This is a genomic window from Nocardia bhagyanarayanae (genome assembly GCF_006716565.1).
GTDB lineage: Bacteria > Actinomycetota > Actinomycetes > Mycobacteriales > Mycobacteriaceae > Nocardia > Nocardia bhagyanarayanae.
On record NZ_VFPG01000001.1, the window covers coordinates 4,402,005 to 4,419,331 of the forward strand.

The 17,327-nt window shown below is 67.3% G+C and carries 16 protein-coding genes; 13 read left to right on the plus strand and 3 right to left on the minus strand.

Going from position 1 to position 17,327, the window contains the following annotated elements; all coding sequences use genetic code 11:
- Window positions 1-224: 224 nt before the first annotated feature.
- The 3 genes from FB390_RS18965 to FB390_RS18975 all read left to right on the plus strand — a co-directional run bounded on the left by FB390_RS18965 (window position 225) and on the right by FB390_RS18975 (window position 2,412).
- On the plus strand, window positions 225-731 hold the full coding sequence (locus FB390_RS18965; RefSeq protein WP_141810135.1) for a DUF2231 domain-containing protein: 507 nt from the start codon (window positions 225-227) through the stop codon (window positions 729-731).
- A 125-nt stretch (window positions 732-856) separates the two neighbouring features.
- A complete protein-coding gene (locus FB390_RS18970) occupies window positions 857-1,936 on the plus strand; it encodes an NAD(P)/FAD-dependent oxidoreductase (RefSeq protein WP_141810136.1) in 1,080 nt (359 codons plus the stop codon).
- Between the two features lie 152 nt (window positions 1,937-2,088).
- Complete coding sequence (locus FB390_RS18975; protein WP_141810137.1) at window positions 2,089-2,412, plus strand: GYD domain-containing protein; 324 nt, start codon at window positions 2,089-2,091, stop codon at window positions 2,410-2,412.
- 51 nt (window positions 2,413-2,463) lie between these two features.
- Here FB390_RS18975 and FB390_RS18980 read toward each other — a convergent pair whose 3' ends face one another.
- Window positions 2,464-3,138: a hypothetical protein gene (locus FB390_RS18980; protein ID WP_141810138.1), complete on the minus strand. Its 675-nt coding sequence runs from the start codon at window positions 3,136-3,138 to the stop codon at window positions 2,464-2,466.
- A 127-nt stretch (window positions 3,139-3,265) separates the two neighbouring features.
- A complete protein-coding gene (locus FB390_RS18985) occupies window positions 3,266-4,129 on the minus strand; it encodes a TolB family protein (RefSeq protein ID WP_141810139.1) in 864 nt (287 codons plus the stop codon).
- 247 nt (window positions 4,130-4,376) lie between these two features.
- On the opposite strand from FB390_RS18985, the gene FB390_RS18990 reads away from it, so the two are divergent.
- From FB390_RS18990 to FB390_RS19030, 9 genes are all read left to right on the plus strand, one after another.
- Complete coding sequence (locus tag FB390_RS18990; protein ID WP_141810140.1) at window positions 4,377-7,484, plus strand: CHAT domain-containing protein; 3,108 nt, start codon at window positions 4,377-4,379, stop codon at window positions 7,482-7,484.
- A complete protein-coding gene (locus FB390_RS18995; RefSeq protein WP_141810141.1) occupies window positions 7,481-7,894 on the plus strand; it encodes a hypothetical protein in 414 nt (137 codons plus the stop codon). The genes FB390_RS18990 and FB390_RS18995 overlap by 4 nt, the downstream gene beginning before the upstream one ends.
- Window positions 7,891-8,802: a hypothetical protein gene (locus tag FB390_RS19000; RefSeq protein ID WP_141810142.1), complete on the plus strand. Its 912-nt coding sequence runs from the start codon at window positions 7,891-7,893 to the stop codon at window positions 8,800-8,802. Before FB390_RS18995 ends, FB390_RS19000 begins: the two co-directional genes overlap by 4 nt.
- An 85-nt stretch (window positions 8,803-8,887) precedes the next feature.
- Window positions 8,888-9,592 (plus strand): ABC transporter ATP-binding protein, encoded by a 705-nt coding sequence (locus FB390_RS19005; RefSeq protein WP_246124102.1) that lies wholly within the window; start codon window positions 8,888-8,890, stop codon window positions 9,590-9,592.
- Complete coding sequence (locus FB390_RS19010; RefSeq protein WP_141810143.1) at window positions 9,589-12,093, plus strand: ABC transporter permease; 2,505 nt, start codon at window positions 9,589-9,591, stop codon at window positions 12,091-12,093. Before FB390_RS19005 ends, FB390_RS19010 begins: the two co-directional genes overlap by 4 nt.
- Window positions 12,094-12,112: 19 nt before the next feature.
- The gene (locus FB390_RS19015) at window positions 12,113-13,408 is read left to right on the plus strand and encodes an ABC1 kinase family protein (RefSeq protein WP_185757087.1); all 1,296 of its coding nucleotides are present in this window, start codon (window positions 12,113-12,115) and stop codon (window positions 13,406-13,408) included.
- Window positions 13,409-13,660: 252 nt separating this feature from the next.
- Window positions 13,661-13,987 (plus strand): type VII secretion target, encoded by a 327-nt coding sequence (locus tag FB390_RS19020; RefSeq protein WP_141810145.1) that lies wholly within the window; start codon window positions 13,661-13,663, stop codon window positions 13,985-13,987.
- 12 nt (window positions 13,988-13,999) lie between these two features.
- Window positions 14,000-14,911, plus strand: a complete 912-nt coding sequence (locus tag FB390_RS19025) for a WXG100 family type VII secretion target (RefSeq protein WP_141810146.1) — start codon at window positions 14,000-14,002, stop codon at window positions 14,909-14,911.
- A 171-nt stretch (window positions 14,912-15,082) separates the two neighbouring features.
- A complete protein-coding gene (locus tag FB390_RS19030) occupies window positions 15,083-15,817 on the plus strand; it encodes a hypothetical protein (protein WP_185757088.1) in 735 nt (244 codons plus the stop codon).
- Window positions 15,818-16,087: 270 nt separating this feature from the next.
- On the opposite strand, the gene FB390_RS19035 is transcribed toward FB390_RS19030, so the two are convergent.
- Entirely contained in the window at window positions 16,088-16,612 is a 525-nt protein-coding gene (locus tag FB390_RS19035) for a winged helix-turn-helix transcriptional regulator (RefSeq protein ID WP_246124103.1), read from the minus strand.
- 59 nt (window positions 16,613-16,671) lie between these two features.
- On the opposite strand from FB390_RS19035, the gene FB390_RS19040 reads away from it, so the two are divergent.
- Window positions 16,672-17,316 carry a dihydrofolate reductase family protein gene (locus FB390_RS19040; protein ID WP_141810148.1) on the plus strand — a complete coding sequence of 215 codons (645 nt, stop codon included), beginning with the start codon at window positions 16,672-16,674 and terminating at the stop codon, window positions 17,314-17,316.
- Window positions 17,317-17,327: the final 11 nt, after the last annotated feature.

The following is a 17,327-nucleotide window of genomic DNA, read 5'->3' on the forward strand; positions in this document are numbered from 1 at the left end:
TTTCTCTCGAGAGTGGGTAAGCGGGTAACGGGTGCGCTGTCGGGCTGGATTTCGGCCGACGTTCTCGATCCTGATGGAGGGCCGAACCGGTAACGCATCCGCCCAGTGCTGCACACCGGCGAAAGACCCGGTGTGCAGCCGGGCGGTGTTATCGGGCGATTCCGAGCATCGGCGATCGGTGCTGTGGCGCGCTTGGTCCAACTACAACGGTGTGGGAGGTTGTCGTGCGCGGTGATCCACAACAGGCCAAACAACCTGTCAGCTCGGCCCTCGCGGGGCCGTACGGGCATCCGTTCCATCCGATTCTCGTCACGGTCCCCATCGGGGCGTGGGTGGCGAGCCTGATCTTCGACATCGGCTCCCGCTTCGTCGACGACCCCGAGTTCCTGGCCGAGGGAGCACGCTGGCTGATCGCCATCGGCGTGCTCGGCGCCTTGGCCGCCGCCACGATCGGCTTGCTGGATCTGCTGGCGATTCCCACCGGCACCGCCGCTTTTCGCACGGGCTTGGTGCACATGGGTCTGAACCTCGCCGTGACGGTCGCCTTCGCGATCAATTTCCTGTGGCGAGGATCCGATCCGACGGGAGCCGTGTCGGCCGGTCCGCTGGTGCTGTCCGTGGTGAGTCTGGCCGCTCTCGGGGTCTCCGGCTGGCTCGGCGGAAAGCTCGCCTACCACTACGGCGTCCGGGTGGCCGACGAAGCCACGCAAGCCGCCGGATTCGAACACTGACCGGCACACGACAGGCCCTGACCAGTCACGCGCACCTCGGTGGCGCAGGTCACAGTGCCGCCCTGTCACAGGGATCCGGCCGCAGGCGTCTCTTGTTCGTCCAGTTACCCGAACAGGAGGCGGACATGAGAATTGTCGTAGTGGGCAGCGGCTACGCGGGCACGCTCGTGGCGAACCGGGTGGCCAAGAAGGTCGAGGACGCCGAAGTCACGGTGATCAACCCGCGACCGGACTTCGTGGAGCGGGTGCGGCTGCACCAGCAGATCGCGGGGACACGCTCGGCGGCGACCCCGCTGGTGGACATGCTGCGTGACGGGATCACGGTGCGGGTGGGCTCTGTCGAGAAGATCGGGGATGGCACCGTCGCTCTCGCCGACGGCGAGCGAATCGACTTCGACCACGCCTTCCTGGCGGTGGGCAGCACGGTGGCGCCGATGCCTGGAGCGGTCGCCGTTGGCACCTGGGAAGGCGCGCAACAGGCGCGCACGGCGCTGGCGGCGCTTCCCGCGGGCAGCCAGGTAGCCGTGATCGGGGGCGGTCCGACGGGGATCGAGACGGCGGCCGAGATAGCCGAAGCACGACCGGATGTGCGGGTGCGGCTGATCGGTTCGTCGGTGGCCGGTGGTCTGTCCGAGGGGGCGTCTCGGCGGGTGCGCGCCGGGCTCGAGCGGCTGACGGTCGACATCATCGATGACGATGTCGTCGAAATCGTAGCGGGTACAGGGGAATTCGATGACGTCGTACGCCTGCGCTCGGGGTGGGACCTGTCCTCCGACCTGACTCTCTGGGCGATCGTGGCCGACGTCCCGCCCCTCGCGGCGCTCAGCGGTCTGGCGGTCGATGCCCGTGGTCGCGTGATCGTCGACGAGTTCCTGCGCAGCGTCGGAGACGAACGCATCTTCGCCGTCGGCGACTGCGCGGCCGTGCCGGGAGCGCGTTTCGCCTGCTACACCGCTCTCCCGCAGGCCATCCACGCGGCCGACAACTTCGCTCGCCTGGTCCGAGGCCGCAAGCCCAAGCCACACTCCTTCCCCTACTGGGCGCGTGGCGTCTGCCTCGGACGCAAGGACGCGGTCACCCAGTTGACCCATGCCGACGACACCGTCCGCGAGGCGTTCTTCGGCGGACGGGCCGCTGTCGTGCTCAAGGAAATGGCGAGCAGCAGCGCGTTTTCCAGCGCCCGCGCTGGACGCTCCGCTCTCTGACCAGAACTGAGGGACAGCGAGAAGCAATATCGCCACTGTCACGGTGCCGCATCATTGCCGCGACGTCGTTTCGAGAGTGCCCGCCGGGTGTCGCGTGAGACCGTAGGGTCGGGTCTGCCCGAGATCGTTCCGCGAGAAGGAGGCGACACGAAATGCCGAAGTACCTGTGGCGGGTCAGCTACTCCGAGGATGGGGCACGCGGCCTGCTCGCGCAGGGCGGCACCGCCCGCCGAGCGGCCATCACGGAAATGGTCGAGAGCGTGGGCGGCCATGTGGAGGTCTGCTATTTCGCTTTCGGCGAGGACGATCTGTTCGTCATCGGTGACGCTCCGGACGAGGTTTCGGCCGCGGCGCTCGCCATCCGCACCGCGGCCTCCGGTGCGGCGATCTCGCACACCGTGACGCTACTGACCCCGGAACAGGTGGACGAAGCCGTCGCGCGAGAGGTCACTTATCAACCGCCGGAAGCGTCCTGAGGTTGCGGTCCGCCGCATCTCGTGGTGCGGCGGACCGGCCACCCGCGTCCGCTAGGCGACCGGACGCTGGTCGACGCGAGTTCGCGCGTAGGTGATGACATCCTCCGCGTAGGCCGACCCGTCTTGGTCCGAGACGCACTGGCGGAGTTGGCCTATGGCGTCGTCGAGTCGCGGTCCCGGGCCGTGGTCGGCGAGCAGGACGACGATCGCCGCCCAGGCCGTGGTCTGCCGGTCGGGTCGGGCCAATAGTTCGTCGAGGTAGGTGTCCGGTTCCAGTAGCCGTAATGCTCTGCGCGCGTAGGCATGGACGCGGCGGGGGAGTTCGGCGCGGATGGTGTCGATGTCGGATTGCAGCGCGTGGCGGCCGGCTTGTGCCGGGTCGAGCCGCAGGGTCCACGGCTCGGTCAGTTCGTCGGGTAGGGATTCGGTACCGATCAGATCGGGGCCGGTGGCCGCTTCCACAGGGATGGGCGGCAGGCCCAGGCGGAGGTTGCGCCAGTTGCAGTACTCCCACCAAGCGGTAGGCGTGGCGTTCATGGTCAAGCCGAATCCGAGAACCTGCTGTCCGTCGGTCCACGTGCGGGAGACGCGGCTGCGACCGACGGAAGCGACGCCACCCGGCGCGACTCGGGTCCAAGTCGGTTCATTGCCGTGAAACCCATACGGCTCCAGCGCTTTTCCTATCTCGTGCAGCAGGCGACGTACCGCCGTATCGGGGCTGACCATGTCAGGCAGATTAGCGACGAGCCCCGACACGGCAGCGCACCCCGCTTCGCCGCCGCGATTCCGGTAGTCCATGGACGCGCTGCGAAGCTCCGGGGCCCAATGGCGTCTACACCGGTTACATCGTCGGCTAGTTCGCCGCGACGGCTCCCCAACCGGGATGCTGCGCGGTCTGCCGCGGATCGGAAATCCGTTGCGCGGCAGTGCCGTCGCTGTTCATCACCCAGATCTCGGCCCCGGGTTCGGGTGCGGGATTGCGGGTGAAGAGGATCTTCGTGCCGTCGGGGGAGAACGTGGGATGTACGGTCCAGTCGTCGGTGAGTGGTCGCACGCCGGTGCCGTCGACGTTCATGTGGTAGATCTCGGAGCGGTCTTTTCCGCCGCGGTTGCTGCTGAACACGATCCCGGTCCCGTCCGGGGTGAAGGTCGGGTCGGAGTTCCAGTGCGGGTCGGCCAGCAGCGGTCGCGGGTTGGATCCATCCGCTTCCATCAGCCAGATGCCCCCGTTTCTGGTGAAGGCGATCGTGGAACCGTCGGGCGAGAACGCCGGAGACTGTGAGCTGGCTTGGCCAGGGCCCGTCGGGTCGGGCGTCGCGGTGAGTTGCTTCGGCTCGCTGCCGTCGCTGTTCATCACGTGGATGGCGCCCCGGCGCGCGAAGGCGATCCGAGTTCCGTCGGGTGAGAACGTGGGTCCGTACCCGTCGACGGCGAGCTCGACGACATTGCCGCCGTCGGGATCCATTGTCGCGATGGCCCGCCCGCCGACCACGATCTTGGATCCGTCGGGAGCGAAAGCCGGATCGCTGCCCGCACCGATCCGAACGACCTCGCTGCCATCGAGATTCATGACGAACACCGACTGCCATCCGTCGTTGAAGGCGATCTTCGGCACGCGCGGCTTCGGCGCTTCCGGACCGGAGCTGCCACAGCCGACGAGCACACCCGCCAACATGACGGCGGCCGTGAGGTTTCGAAGCGCGACGCTGCTCAGCATGCCGACCGAACTACGCAGGCTGGGGCTCCCGCCAGTCGATCGCCTCGCGCTGTCGCACCCGCGCCTCGCCGCCGTCGGTCGTCACCATCCCTTCGTCGGGGGACCGGTCTCCAACGATCCGAGCAGGTGAACCGCCGCGTGCCTGGCGACCGTATCGGCACCTCCAACGACGCGAACGGTACTACTGAGATAATGTCCCCCCAGTACTAGCCGCGACTCGCGCCAGGGGACGAGGAGATTGGCAGGGTTGGACGAGATCCGTACGGCAGCGTTACTGGAAGCGGCGAACCTTCGAGCGCAAGGTGCTTACAGTGCGGCCGCCGAGGTTCTGCGGAAAGCATGCATGGAAGCACTGCACGTCGATCTCCTGCGCGCGAATGACGAGCTGCTACGCGAATGCCTAGGCAAGGATGAGTTCGCCGCCGCATTGATGCTAGCCACGACCGGATGGGAGATCACCAGAACGATCCGAGGCGATGACGAGGTTGTGCTCGAACGGGCGACCACCGTGCTGCTTGTCGCCCAGAAAATGGGCGACAACGAGCGGGCCGCGGCCTTCGCGGACTACATCGTGCGAGGCTGGCGCGAGTTGGTGCCGCCTCGTCATCCGGATCTACTGCAGGCGCTGTTCGACGCGGCCAGCGTGGCGGCCGATGCCGGCGAGTTCGAGCGAGCTCTCGAGCTGTACACCGAGCTGGCCACAAGCACGGGACCGGGCGAGCCAGATCCCACGGCGGACGCGTGGCTACGCGCACAAAGTCACTTGCTGGCAGGAAAGCTGGCCGCCTATTTCCAGTCCGGCGACAAGGCCGAAGAACACTGGCAGCGGACTGTGCACTACGCATCGCAGCTCTCGCCGGAGGTAGGGCGCCCGCTGCAGATCGGTGCACTGCTGGGCATCGGTCACCTGATGCAGTGTTTCGGAGATCTCGCAGGGGCGACAGAGCCTCTGGTACGAGTCCACGGCTTGGTGCGCGAGCACATGGAAGCGTCCAGCGAACCTGTCTGGTTGAGCGAGGAAGCGAGTGCGACGGCCGCGGCCAATGAGCTGTTGCATCTAGGTATTCGGCTGATCCGCGCCCAGGACCTGCGTGAGGCCGAGCACGTGCTGCAGTCCGCAATGGACTTGTTCGTCCACACCGGCGACCGCTCTGGCGTTGCCCATGCTGTGCACATGATCGGGCAGGTCTACCACTCGATGGGGCACTTCGACCACGCGGAACGCAACTATCAGCACGCGCTGAAGGTATTCCGCGGTTCGGCGGCGTCACCGGAGCAGTGCGTACCTGTGCTGACCTCGTTGGGTGCGCTCTACGAAATGGGCGGCCGGTACGAGGAAGCGACGGCTGCTCTCCGCGAGGTCGTAGCGGCACAGCCGGCCGACGCAGGTCCTTCCGAACGCGTCACGGTCCTGAACAGCCTTGCCCGGCTGGACTTTCGTATGCGGAGGGACCGAGACTGCGAGCAACGGCTCACGGAGGCCATCGCTCTGCTGCGTCCGTTGCCCGACAACGCAGACAGACTGAGCAAATTGCTTGCCAATCTCGCCGAGCTGTTCGCCTCGACCGGTCGTGCCGTCAAGGCGCTCACGACCTTCGACGAGGCTCTCGCCCTCGACGATCGCTGGCTGATCGAAGTGTTCAGCCGTGGGTCACAGCGCCAGTGGTTGGCGGCGGCGAGCGCGTCTCAGTTCCGGGTGGACCAGATGCTGTCCCTGGTGTTCGCCGAGCTGTCGGGCGATCCGGCGGCGGCTGCCATCGTCGCCAGCGCGGCACTGCGACGCAAAGGCCTCACCACGCGCGCGGCAAGATCATTGATCGATCGTGCCGCACGCATGTCCGACGCCGACCCGTTGGTATCCACGCTCGCCCAGAAAGCAGCTGAATTGCGCGCGATGATCGGAGCGTGGCGGCTGGCAGGGCCTGCACCTGGGCAGGAGAAGGAGCACGAGGATCGGCTTTTCGCCGGTCGCCGACAGCTGGACGCCATGGAGGCGGAGATCGCTACTCGGACCCATCGTGTGAGCGATTCGGACCTATTCGGTAGGCCGCTCGGCGAGCTCGTCTCTGCGATACCGTCACAGGCCGCGCTCGTCGAGTTCCGCCGTTTCACCGCCTACGACTTCCACTCGGAGGACCGCAGCGAGGCAGGCATGCGGCGCGGGACGCGCTATGCGGCGATCATCTTGCGCGATCGAACCAATGCCGTGATGCTCGATCTGGCCGACGGTGATCTGATCGACCGCCTCGTCGACACCTCCGTGCGGGAGCTCAGTGGTCAGCAGGCAGAGACGGACAGTTCTGCCGACTTGCGCCGCGCACTGATCGAACCGCTGGTGCCACATCTGGACGGTGTCGAGCATCTGATGCTCTCCCCGGATGGCGAACTGACCCGCCTGCCGTTCGAGGCACTGCCGTTGGACGACGGCGGGCACGTGATGGATCGCTGGCTGGTGTCCTATGTCTCCGCGAGTCAGGACTTGACGCGTGGCACAGCTTCGTCATCGCACACCGAGCCGATGGTGATAGCCGCCCCTGATTTCGATCTGGTGGCGTCATCCGGCGCGACTGGGCCATTCGCCCCGCTTCCGGGGGCGTACATCGAGGGCGAGGAGGTCGCCGCGTTACTCGAAGTCACGTCGGTGACAGGGGCGCACGCGGTCAAAACGGAGGTGCTCAGCGCCCGCAGTCCGCTGGTGCTTCACCTCGCCACTCACGGCTTCTTCGCGAGTGCCGTGCGGCCACCTGTGCTGCGCCCCGAACAGTTCGCCGAGGGCATGACGATCGCTGCGGCGGATGCGCAACGTCAGCTCGTCAGCCTCGACGGCGTCTTGTCCACTCCGATCGAGTTCGTCGAGGTAAGCCCGAAGGACGACTTCAAGCGACTGTCCGGTGAGGGAGTGGATGATCCGATGCTGCGGTCAGGTCTGGCCCTGGCGGGAGCAAACTCTTGGCTGGTGGGCCAGGACCTTCCGCCGGCCGCCGGAAACGGCGTCCTCACCGCAGCGGACTTGGCGGATATGGACCTCACCGGGACCAAGCTGGTTGTGTTGTCCGCCTGCGATACAGCTCATGGCGATTCACACGTGGGGGAAGGAGTGTTCGGACTGCGCCGCGCTGTGACGCTCGCCGGTGCCAGGTGCCTGGTAATGGCACTGTGGAAGGTTCCTGACCGGCAGTCCACCGAGCTGATGATCGATTTCTACACCCGGTTGCGGACAGGCGAACCGCCACCGATCGCGCTCGACAACGCACGCAAGGCGTTGCGCCGACGCTACCCTCACCCGGCGTATTGGGCTGCGTTCGTGTGCCAGGGCGGCATGGGATCTGTATTGCAGACAGAGGAGCCTCGATGATCACGCTGGCAGCGCTGACGGCGCAACTCGACCGTATGGCCGAACCCAGCGAACACGTGCCGACCATCGTCGTCGACGTCGATGCCGACGCCGATCCCGCGGTGGCTTCGGCATTGACGTACTTCGACGACGACGATGATCGTACGTCGGTTCTCGTTCTGCACAGGGGCGAGGTTCTCGGTGTCCTGTCCCGCACAGCGGCGTACACGTTGCCGCCCCCACCGCAGTATCTGCGGCGCGATGCCGATCTGGCGGGACGTGCGGTGCTACCAGGCCGGCCTCGCTGGGAAGTTGTCGCATTGCGCTGTCCTCAGCCCGGCTGTACCCAGCGGCTCGGCCTCGTCTTGTACGCGCCAGAGCTACCCCGGTGCCCGGTTCACTCGGATGCGATGGTGGCCGAGATCCGATGACGGCCGCGAGTTTGCCTGGCCTCGGCCAGAATCTGGGTCGCCGGCTCACCGTTGTCGGGGCACTCCCGGCACTTGTCGTTGTGCTGGGCGTCGCCGTGCAACTTGCCGCCGGCGCGCCGAGTCATCCGCCGAGCCGTCAGCGACTGGTCAAGACACTCGAGGGGCTCAGCGCCACCGAGTGGACGGTGATCGCGGTGACTGTCCTGGTCGCTGTGCTGGTGCTTCAGCCGTTTCAGGTCGCCCTGGTCCGCGCGCTCGAAGGATATCCGCTGCTCCGAGGCCCGCTGAAAATCATCGGTCTGCCGATGCGGGCCCTCTGGACATTCCGCTGGAACCACCTGAACGCACGGCAGCAAACCCGCGACCCGGACAGTGCCGACAACAGCAAGGTACTCGCCGCTGCTGCGGCGCTGAGCAGGCTGCCGAGCAGAGAACGCCTCTTGCCCACCCGGCTCGGCAATACGCTCCGAGCCGCCGAAGACCGTCCGGCCGATCGTTACGGCCTCGATATCGTTGCCGCCTGGCCACTTCTGCACAGTCTGCTGCCGGAACGCGCAGCCGCGACCACAGATGACGCCCGCGATCAACTGGACTTTGCTTGCCGCTTCACTGTCGCGTTCGCTTCGCTCGGCGTCGTGTCCGCTTTCCTGCTTTCCGGCTGGTGGCTGGTCACCGTCGCGCTCGCGACCGCCATCCTCACCGTGCTGGCCTATAGGTCGACCATCGCCGCCGCCAGTACATACGGAGAACTTGTGAACACCGTTGTGGCACTGCACCGCTTCGATCTCGTGCAAGCGCTCCACCTGCAATTGCCCGACAACGCCGAATCGGAGCACAAGCTGTTTCAAGCCGTATCGCTCCACCTACGCCAGGGCTGGCCGTTGAACATCGACTACCACCACGGCTGATGGCCGTCGGCGGGCGGATGTCGACGGAGTCGAGAAGCGGTTCAGCTGGGCCCGCGCGCGGGGCGGGAAGGCTAAGGTGACCGCTGTGGACGCGCCCCTGCTCGAGCTGCGGTCGGTGAGCAAATCCTATGTTCGCGGCACCCAGGAGGTGCCCGCCCTCGTCGACGTGACGCTGACGGTGACCGTCGGGGAAACGGTTGTGCTCGAGGCGCCCTCGGGCTCGGGCAAGACGACGCTGCTGAACGTCGTCGGCGCGCTCGACCGGCCCAGTTCCGGTGCGGTGCTGTTCCGCGGCGAGAACATCGAGCGGTTCGACGATCGGCGGCAGGCGCTGTTCCGGCGGCGCAGCATCGGATTCGTATTCCAGTCCTTCAATCTCGTTCCCACGCTGTCGGCGGCCGAGAACGTCGCGGTGCCGCAGCTGCTGGACGGTCGCTCCTACAAGGACGCCAAGCGAGACGCGGTGCGCCTGCTCGAGCGGGTGGGTCTCGGTGCGCGCGCCGAGCACCGGCCCGCCGAACTGTCCGGCGGGCAGATCCAGCGGGTGGCGGTGGCCCGGGCGCTGTCGATGAATCCGCCGCTGCTGATCGCGGACGAGCCGACGGGCAATCTCGACTCCCAGTCCGGCCGCGACATCGTGCGCCTGCTCGGTGAGATCACCGAGGACGGCGACGGGCGCGCCGTGCTGATGGCCACGCACGATCCCCGCGCTGCCGAGGCCGCTACCCGGCGAATCGCGTTGCTGGACGGACGGATTCGTTCCGACCAGTCCGACCGGGAACTGCGATGAGCCCGATCGGGACCGTCGCGGCCCGCTTCCGGCTGCTGGCCCTGCGGGACAGCCTGATCCATTGGAAGCGCACCGCGATCATCGTGGCGATCGTCGGCGTCTCGTCGGCGCTGCTGGTCTCCGTACTGACCACCTACGGGTCCATCACGGCCTCGGTGGCGCGGCTGTCGGAGGCGATCGCGGGCGACGCGGCGTTCACCGTGCACGGCGCGACCGACGCCGGCGTCGGCGCCGACATGACCGCGGTGCTGGCCCGGGTGCCCGGTGTGCGCGCCGCGGTGCCGGTGGTGCAGCAGCAGGTGGAGTTCGGCGCGAACGGCGAGCGCGCGACGACGCTGCTGATGGGCGCCGACAGCTCGATCGCCGCGCTGCGTTCCCCGCTGACCGACGCGATCCTGCCCGCGGTGCTTCGGAACACCGAGATCCTGACGACCCAGAACGCGATCGTCGCCGGGCGGAACTCGGGGTTGGCGGCGGGGGAGCGCGTCGAGATCGGCGGCACGCCACTGTTCGTCGTCGGCACGGTCGACGCACCGGAACTCAACCGCGGCGACTTCGTTCTCGCGCCGCTTGGGCTCGCCAAGCAGGTGAGCGGTAGGCCGGACCAGGTCGGCGCGGTGCACATCGTGCTCGCCGAGAACGCCGACCCGGCGGTGGTGCGTGACGGGCTCGTCGCGGCCGCGGGCGACGCCTATCTCGTGTCCAGCCCCGGCTACGAGGTGGACCAGGCGGCGCAGTCGACCCGGCTGCTCAGCACCTCGGCGCTGCTCGTCGCGCTGGTCGCCTTCGTCGTCGCGGTGTTCCTCATGTTCAACACGATGCACATGGCGGTGAGCCAGCGCAGGACCTCGATCTCGATCCTGCGCGCGGTCGGCGCCGATCCCCGGCTCATCTACGCGCATCTGCTCGTCGAGGGCGCGGTGTACGGACTGGTCGGTGCGGTCCTCGGCATCGTGGCCGGCATCTTGCTCGGGCGCAACACGATCGGGCACCTGCCCGCTTTCGCGATCCAGGCGATCACGGCCGAGATCTCCTACGGCGTCGGCTGGTACGCCCCGGTCCTCGCGGTGCTGGCCGCGCTGGTGTCGTGCCTGATCGCGGCGGCGGGCGCGGGGCTCCAGGTGTTTCGCATGTCGCCGGTGGAGGCGCTCGGCGGTCTCGCCCGTCCAGTGCGGACGGTGTCGCCCGCGAGCATCGCGGCGGGCGTCTGCGGGGTGGCGCTGCTGGCGGCGACCGGCTACCTGGCGATGGCGGCCGACGGGCAGGCGGCGCTGCTGGCGACCGTGACCTTTCCCCTCGGCCTGCTGGCCACCCTGTTCGCCGCGACCCGGCCGCTCGTCGGGCTGTGCATCGGCCTCGCACGGCCGTTCGGCTCGGTGGGGTTGCTCGCGGCGGCCACCTTGGCGCGGGTCCCCCGGCGCACCTGGACCAACGTCGCGACGGTCGTCGTCACGATCACCGTCGCCACCGCCGTCTCCGGCGCGCTCACCAGCATGGCCGATTCGACGACGAAATCCTATGCGTCTCTCGTGAATACGGACGTGTACGTGACGCGGACGCCCGCCGACGTGCTGCCCGCGGGTGCGCTCATCGACCCCTCGATCGGTGACCGGTTGCGTGAGCTTCCCGATGTCACCCGCGTGGTGCCCGGCCAGTGGGCGTACGCGGATGTGGGCGGCGCGCTCGTCACCATCCAGGGGCTCTTGCCGGGCAGCAATGCCGTGACGTCGGCGGCGATGTCGCCCGACGCCCGCGAGCGGGTGCTTGCGGGAGCCGGGGTCGCGGTGTCGCGGCAGCTCGCGGACACGCGCGGCTACGAGGTCGGCGACACTCTGCGGCTGACCACACCGTCCGGCCCGAAAGAGGTGCGGGTCGAAGAGGTGATCTCTACGGTCAGCGTGGCGGGCGGCACTCTCGCCATGAGTCTTCCGCATCTCCAGGAGTGGTACGCACGACCGGGCGCGACGTACTACGAGCTCGAGCTCCGCCCCGGAGCGGCGGTCGACGACGTGATGGAACGGATCCGGGCGGATCTGCCGTCGGTGATGTACGTCTACTCCGGAGCGGAAGCGTTGCACGGGACGACGGCCGCCCTCGCGCAGGCCGGCGTCATCGCCGTCGCGCTGCAATGGACCATCGCGGCGGTCGCGGCCATCGGCCTGCTGAACACCTTCACCCTGGCGGTGCTCGAACGGCGCAGGGAGATCGGCGTGCTGCGGGCCGTCGGCGCGCTTCGGCGGCATACCACCGGGATGATCGTCGCGGAAGCGTGCGCGGTGGGCGCGGTCGGCGGCGCTATCGGCTTCGTGGCGGGCCTCGCGCTGCAATATGTCAGCTGCCGGGTGCTCGGCGTGCTGACCGGATTTCCGGTCGCATTCGAGCCGGAGCCGGTCGCCGTGCTGATGGCGGGCTCGGCGGTGGTGATCTGTCTGGTCGGCGCGCTCTTCCCGGCGATCGGCGCAGGGCGATCGACGGTATCGGAAGCATTGGCGGAGCGATAGTTTCGGAAAGGGGCCCTTGGTGTTCACTCGGATAACGGCGGTCGCACGCGGCGCCGCCCGCGTTCTGGTCATCGTCCGGGTGCTCGCGCCCGTGCTGGCGCGAGATCTGGTGCGGCGGTGCACCGGTCGCCGGTCGGTGCTTGTCGCGGAGCTGCCCGGCGCGTTCGTGGCGCTCGGGCCGATCTTCGTGAAGTTCGGTCAGTTCGTCGCGTCCTCGCCGAGCGTGTTCGGTCCAGCGGCGGCGCGGGAGTTCGCTCCGCTGCTCGAACGGGTCGCGCCGGTGGACGCGGCGCTGATCCGGCGGCAGATCGAGGCGAGCCTGGGCGTCGAGGTGGGCCGGTTGTTCGCCGAATTCGACGACGAGCCGCTGGCGTCCGGGTCCATCGCGCAGGTGCACCGCGCGGTGACCAGCTCGGGTCGTTCCGTCGCGGTGAAGGTCGTCCGGCCGGGCATCGAGCACACCGTCGCCGCCGACGTGACGCTGCTGCGTTGCGCTGGCGTCGTGCTCGGCTGGACCGACGAGGGACGCCGATGGAACTTGTCCGGCGTGATCGAGGAGTTCACCTCGCTGCTGCCGCGGGAACTGGACCTCACGGCGGAGGCGGACGCGATGCGGCGGTGGGCCGCGGAACTGGCGGCCGCTGGTTTCACCGGGCAGGTTCGGGTGCCCGAGGTGCATCCCGAGTGGTCCTCGCGCTCGGTGCTCACCATGGAATTGATCGAGGGGACGACGATCATCGAGCCCGCGCCGGGAGAGTCCGAGGCGTTCGACGGCGAGTCGATCATGAGCAGGCTTACCCTCTCGCTGTTCCACACCGCACTCAAAGGCGGCTTCTTCCACGGGGATCTGCACGCGGGCAACATCCTGATCGACCGGGACGGCTGGGTCGTACTGATCGATTTCGGCATCGTCGGCGAGCTCGACGAGCCGACGCGGCTACAGATCAAACACTGCATCGCCGCGCTGTTGCTCCTGGGCGACTTCACCGCGGCGGCCCGCGCGCTGGTGCGCCTGGGTGTGCTCAGTCCCTCCGCACCGGTCGAGCAGTTGGCCGAGCGCATCCGCGCGGCCGCCATGCACGCCGACGCGCCGGTCGGCATGCTGCGGCTCGGCGACGTCGGCACCGAACTGCGCGCGCTCGCCGACGAGCACGGCATGACGATCCCGCGCAACCTGGTCCTGGCCGGCAAGCAGGTCGTCTACCTGGAGCGCTACATGAAGCAGGTCGCGCCGGGCTGGAACCCGGTGTCCGACAAGGCTTTGAGCCGCTTCTTCGCGGGCGTGCTCATGGAATCCATGCGCGCCACCTCCTGACCGCCCGGCGAAAATCGACGGTAGTCATATGGTGGCTATTCGATCTTCGAAAGCCACCATATGACTACCGTCGAATCCGTTTCTCTATCGACGGTAGCCAAATGGTGGTCGGGGGCTCGACATTCGATGGAACCGAACGGGTCGACAGCGCGTCCAACACAGAGGACGGAACCGAAGGACTGCTATGCGAGCTGCGTGATGAGCATGGGACCCTGCCGCAGGCAGGAAGTTGCGGCTGGAGTGAGGACATAGATGTGGAACCCTGACGACATCGTCGTCGATCCGGAGAAAGTACGCGCGCATGCCAGCGCGGTCGAATCGACCCTCGGGAACGTCAGCAAAGCCAAGCAGGCCGCCGACTACGTGGCCAAGTTGGACGACGGTTACGGGGTTTTCGTCGGGTGGTACGCGGATCTGATGGTGGGCTCGCTGCACGATCGGATCACCGACAGCCTGCAGAAGATCGTCGAAACGACCGAGACGCTGCCGAAGACGCTACGGTACTGCGCGGACACCTTCGAAAACCTCGATGCCGGACGCAAAGCCGAGATCGAGCGTCAACAGAACCAGATCGAATAGGGGGAGGGACTCGTGCCGTTCAACGATGCTGCGCCGCCTGCGGGCAATGACCTGATCGACGGGAAGGTCGACGACGACGAGGCTTATGGTTTCGACCAGAAGGCGCTGCTTCCGAGGATCAACAGCGATGGCGCCGAACCAGGGCTGCTGAAAGGTACGCCGCTGGGAGATACGTGGGAAGCCGGCGGGCTGGTCAAGGAAGCCTTGAACGGAGAAGACCCGGTCAAGAACCTGTACAGCGCGGCTCTCAAAGCTTCTTCGGTCGCCGTCGCCGCGGCGGATGTGCTGGAGTACCGGAGCCGCATGGCCGCGGGGGTTCCGCTGGCGAAGTTCGATCCGTTCAATATCGTGGGCGCCCTGCTGATGGGCTGGATGCTGGAGAATGTCGAGCCGCTGCGCAAGGCGCTCGACTGGGTCACCGGCAACCCGGACATGGTCAAGGCGTATTCCAAGTCCTGGGAGAACATCTCCGGTGCGCTGACCGAGGCCGCCGCGACATGGAACGCCGAACTCGACAAAGATGTCAGTGAATGGGCAGGTGCCGCCAGTACGGCCTACAAAACCAAGGCGGACGCGTTCATGGCGGACATCGAGGCTCAGGCCTCCCTCGCCACCTCGCTGAGCAAAGTGAATGCCGCGCTCGGTGACCTGGTCGAGGGTGTCCGCGGTGTCGTGACCGAACTCCTCAACTGGCTGGCCGGTGTGCTGGTCGAGGCTGCCGCGATCATCATCTGCACCGGGGGAACGGCGTCTTTCGCGGCGGTCGCCCGCGCCAGCACGAGCATCGCGGGCGCGGGCACGAAGTTGTCGAATATCCTGCTGCAGCTTGCGAAAGAAGCGTCGACGATCGTCGGAATGGTGCCGAAACTGATTCAGATCGTGCAGGGTGCGTCCGAGGCTTCCATCAGATCGGCGAACGCGTAAGGCGGCGAGATCGGCATAGGAGACGTCGTGGGGAGATATCGGAGTACGTCCAGCTTGCCGCTACCGGCGGATTGGGAGCGAAAGGCGTTCGGGGCATACCGGTATACGGTGCTGCCGTTCGCGTGCGCGTTGGTCTTGTGGCCCCTCGTTGCCGGCGTGATCTGGGGAGGTGTGACGGGTCAGGGCGAGGATCGGTGGGCGGCACTCCTCGGGTTCGTGCTGTTGGGTCCCCTCGCCGCCTCCTTCACCGGGTGGGGCTGGTCGGAACTTCCCCGAACCGCCCCGGTGGCCGCCGATATTCGCGCCACCGATGCCGGATCCGCGCTCGTGCTGCCGGTCTCGCGCCCTTCCTCGATCGGAAGTGTGGTGTGCACGGCGGTCGGGGTGGGCTTGCTCGTGGCCGGGCTGTGGCGATTCATCGCTTCGCTGGACGACGACTGGTCGATGGGAGCCGCGTTCTTCTTCCTGATCTCCCTGCCCGGCCTGGTCGCGATCTTGATCGGTCTCGGCACATACCGTCCTCGCAGGGTCCTCGACGACGTCGGCATCCTGCTCACGGCACATCACGTCTCGATCGACTACGGCAAGGGACCGGAAAAGGTTGCCTGGCAGGACATCTCTGCCGTTGGCGCCCGCAGCCGTCGAGAAGGGTTCAAAGCAGGCAGCGGAACCAACGTGATCACGCTCGTCACCGGCGATGCCGACACCGGCTACGGAACCATCGACATCGGCCACAAGGACCTCGAGACCGATCCGACCCGGGTCTATCACCTGTTCGTGTTCTACGTGCGCAATCCGGGGCTGCGATCCGAACTCGGGACCGAACAGGGGTTGGATCGCTTCCGGCGCGGCGGATACGCACCGGAACAGCCGCCTGCCTTCCTCGACGGAAGTCCGCGCCCTTGACGCCAGTCCCGCCGACTTCCAGGCCCGGTCGCTCCTTCCTGACCGCTCTCAGGACGAGTCTTACGAGCCCGTTCGCGGCCGTCTCGCGTCCGACCGGCCGGAAGCGTCGCGCCTGGCTCCGAGCTGCACGGAACGCTGATCAACGATATTCGGCAACTGGTCGGTGCTGATCGATGCGATCGGCCCCGGGCGGCCGAACGGATGTCGGCGGGATAAGGGCGACTGATCGCGGCGCGGCGCCTCGAACTCGACGCGCGCCCGCGACCACGGTCAGCCCGCCTCGGCGGCCGCTTCTTGATAGGCGGCGGTCAGTTCCGCGAGCACCCCATCGGAGGGTGCCGGCGCTCCCTCGAGGTGGGTGGCCCGGAGTTCGGCCATGAATCGGTCCCAGAGAGGAGGGCCGCCCGCGGCCAGCAGCTCGGCGCGCACGGTCAGTTCCGGCGTCGTGTCCAGCCAGCGCGCGCCCCACGCGCCGAGCTGCGCCATGACCGGGACGAGTTGGATCGCCGCCTCGGTGAGACGGTATTCGACCTTCTGGCGGTGGCTCGGGTCGTCGTGGCGGGTGAGCAGTCCGGCGTCGACGAGTTTGGCGAGGCGATTGGCGAGGATGTTCGACGCGATGCCCTCGATAGACGCGGTGAGCAGCTCGCGGAAGTGGGTGTTGCCGCCGAACATGATGTCGCGCAAGACGATCAAGCTCCATCGGTCGCCGAGCAGCTCGACCGTCATGTTGATCGGGCAGCCCGACTTCCCCGGGGACACCGGCAGCTTGTCATGGGCAACTGGTTGCGACACGGGATCAGTCTAGGTTAGGTTCTAACCGATTGCATCTTGCAACCAGAAAGGGAGTTCCGATGACACAGATGGTCCGCGTGCAGAACTTCATGGTGTCCGCCGACGGATACGGCACGGGGGAGGGGCAGAGCTTCGAGCGTCCGTTCGGTCACGCCGATCCGAGTGCGTTCTTCTCCTGGGCGGGCGCCACCGCGCACTGGCCCACCCGGACCGAGCCGGGCGGAACCTACGGCCTCGACGACTACATCACTCGCGACTACCGCAACAACATCGGCGCGGAGATCATGGGGCGCAACAAGTTCGGTCCGCAGCGGGGACCGTGGGAGAACTACGACTGGCAGGGCTGGTGGGGCGACGAGCCTCCCTTCCGCACACCGGTATTCGTCCTCACCCACTACGAGCGGCCGTCGATCACCCTGGGGGAAACCACATTCCATTTCCTGGACGCGACGCCGAAGGACGCGCTCGCGCGGGCGCTCGAGGCCGCTGAGGGCAAGGACGTGCGGATCGGCGGCGGTGTCGCCACGGTCCGGGAGTTCCTCGACGCCGATCTGATCGACCAAATGCACTTCGCTGTCGCGCCGGTCGAACTCGGTCGCGGCGAACGACTGTGGACGAGCCCTGACGAACTCGTCGACCGTTTCCATCTGGAGCGGGTCCCGCGCCCGAGCGGTATCGTGCACCACTTCTTCTGGCGGAAATGACCTGGTCGAGG

What these genes read in the sequence shown, in the direction of transcription:
- FB390_RS18970 (WP_141810136.1), top strand. Translation starts at nt 857, where the DNA reads ATGAGAATTGTCGTAGTGGGCAGCGGCTACGCGGGCACGCTCGTGGCG.
- FB390_RS18975 (WP_141810137.1), top strand. Translation starts at nt 2,089, where the DNA reads ATGCCGAAGTACCTGTGGCGGGTCAGCTACTCCGAGGATGGGGCACGC.
- FB390_RS18980 (WP_141810138.1), bottom strand. Translation starts at nt 3,138, where the DNA reads ATGGTCAGCCCCGATACGGCGGTACGTCGCCTGCTGCACGAGATAGGA.
- FB390_RS18985 (WP_141810139.1), bottom strand. Translation starts at nt 4,129, where the DNA reads ATGCTGAGCAGCGTCGCGCTTCGAAACCTCACGGCCGCCGTCATGTTG.
- FB390_RS18995 (WP_141810141.1), top strand. Translation starts at nt 7,481, where the DNA reads ATGATCACGCTGGCAGCGCTGACGGCGCAACTCGACCGTATGGCCGAA.
- FB390_RS19000 (WP_141810142.1), top strand. Translation starts at nt 7,891, where the DNA reads ATGACGGCCGCGAGTTTGCCTGGCCTCGGCCAGAATCTGGGTCGCCGG.
- FB390_RS19010 (WP_141810143.1), top strand. Translation starts at nt 9,589, where the DNA reads ATGAGCCCGATCGGGACCGTCGCGGCCCGCTTCCGGCTGCTGGCCCTG.
- FB390_RS19020 (WP_141810145.1), top strand. Translation starts at nt 13,661, where the DNA reads ATGTGGAACCCTGACGACATCGTCGTCGATCCGGAGAAAGTACGCGCG.
- FB390_RS19040 (WP_141810148.1), top strand. Translation starts at nt 16,672, where the DNA reads ATGACACAGATGGTCCGCGTGCAGAACTTCATGGTGTCCGCCGACGGA.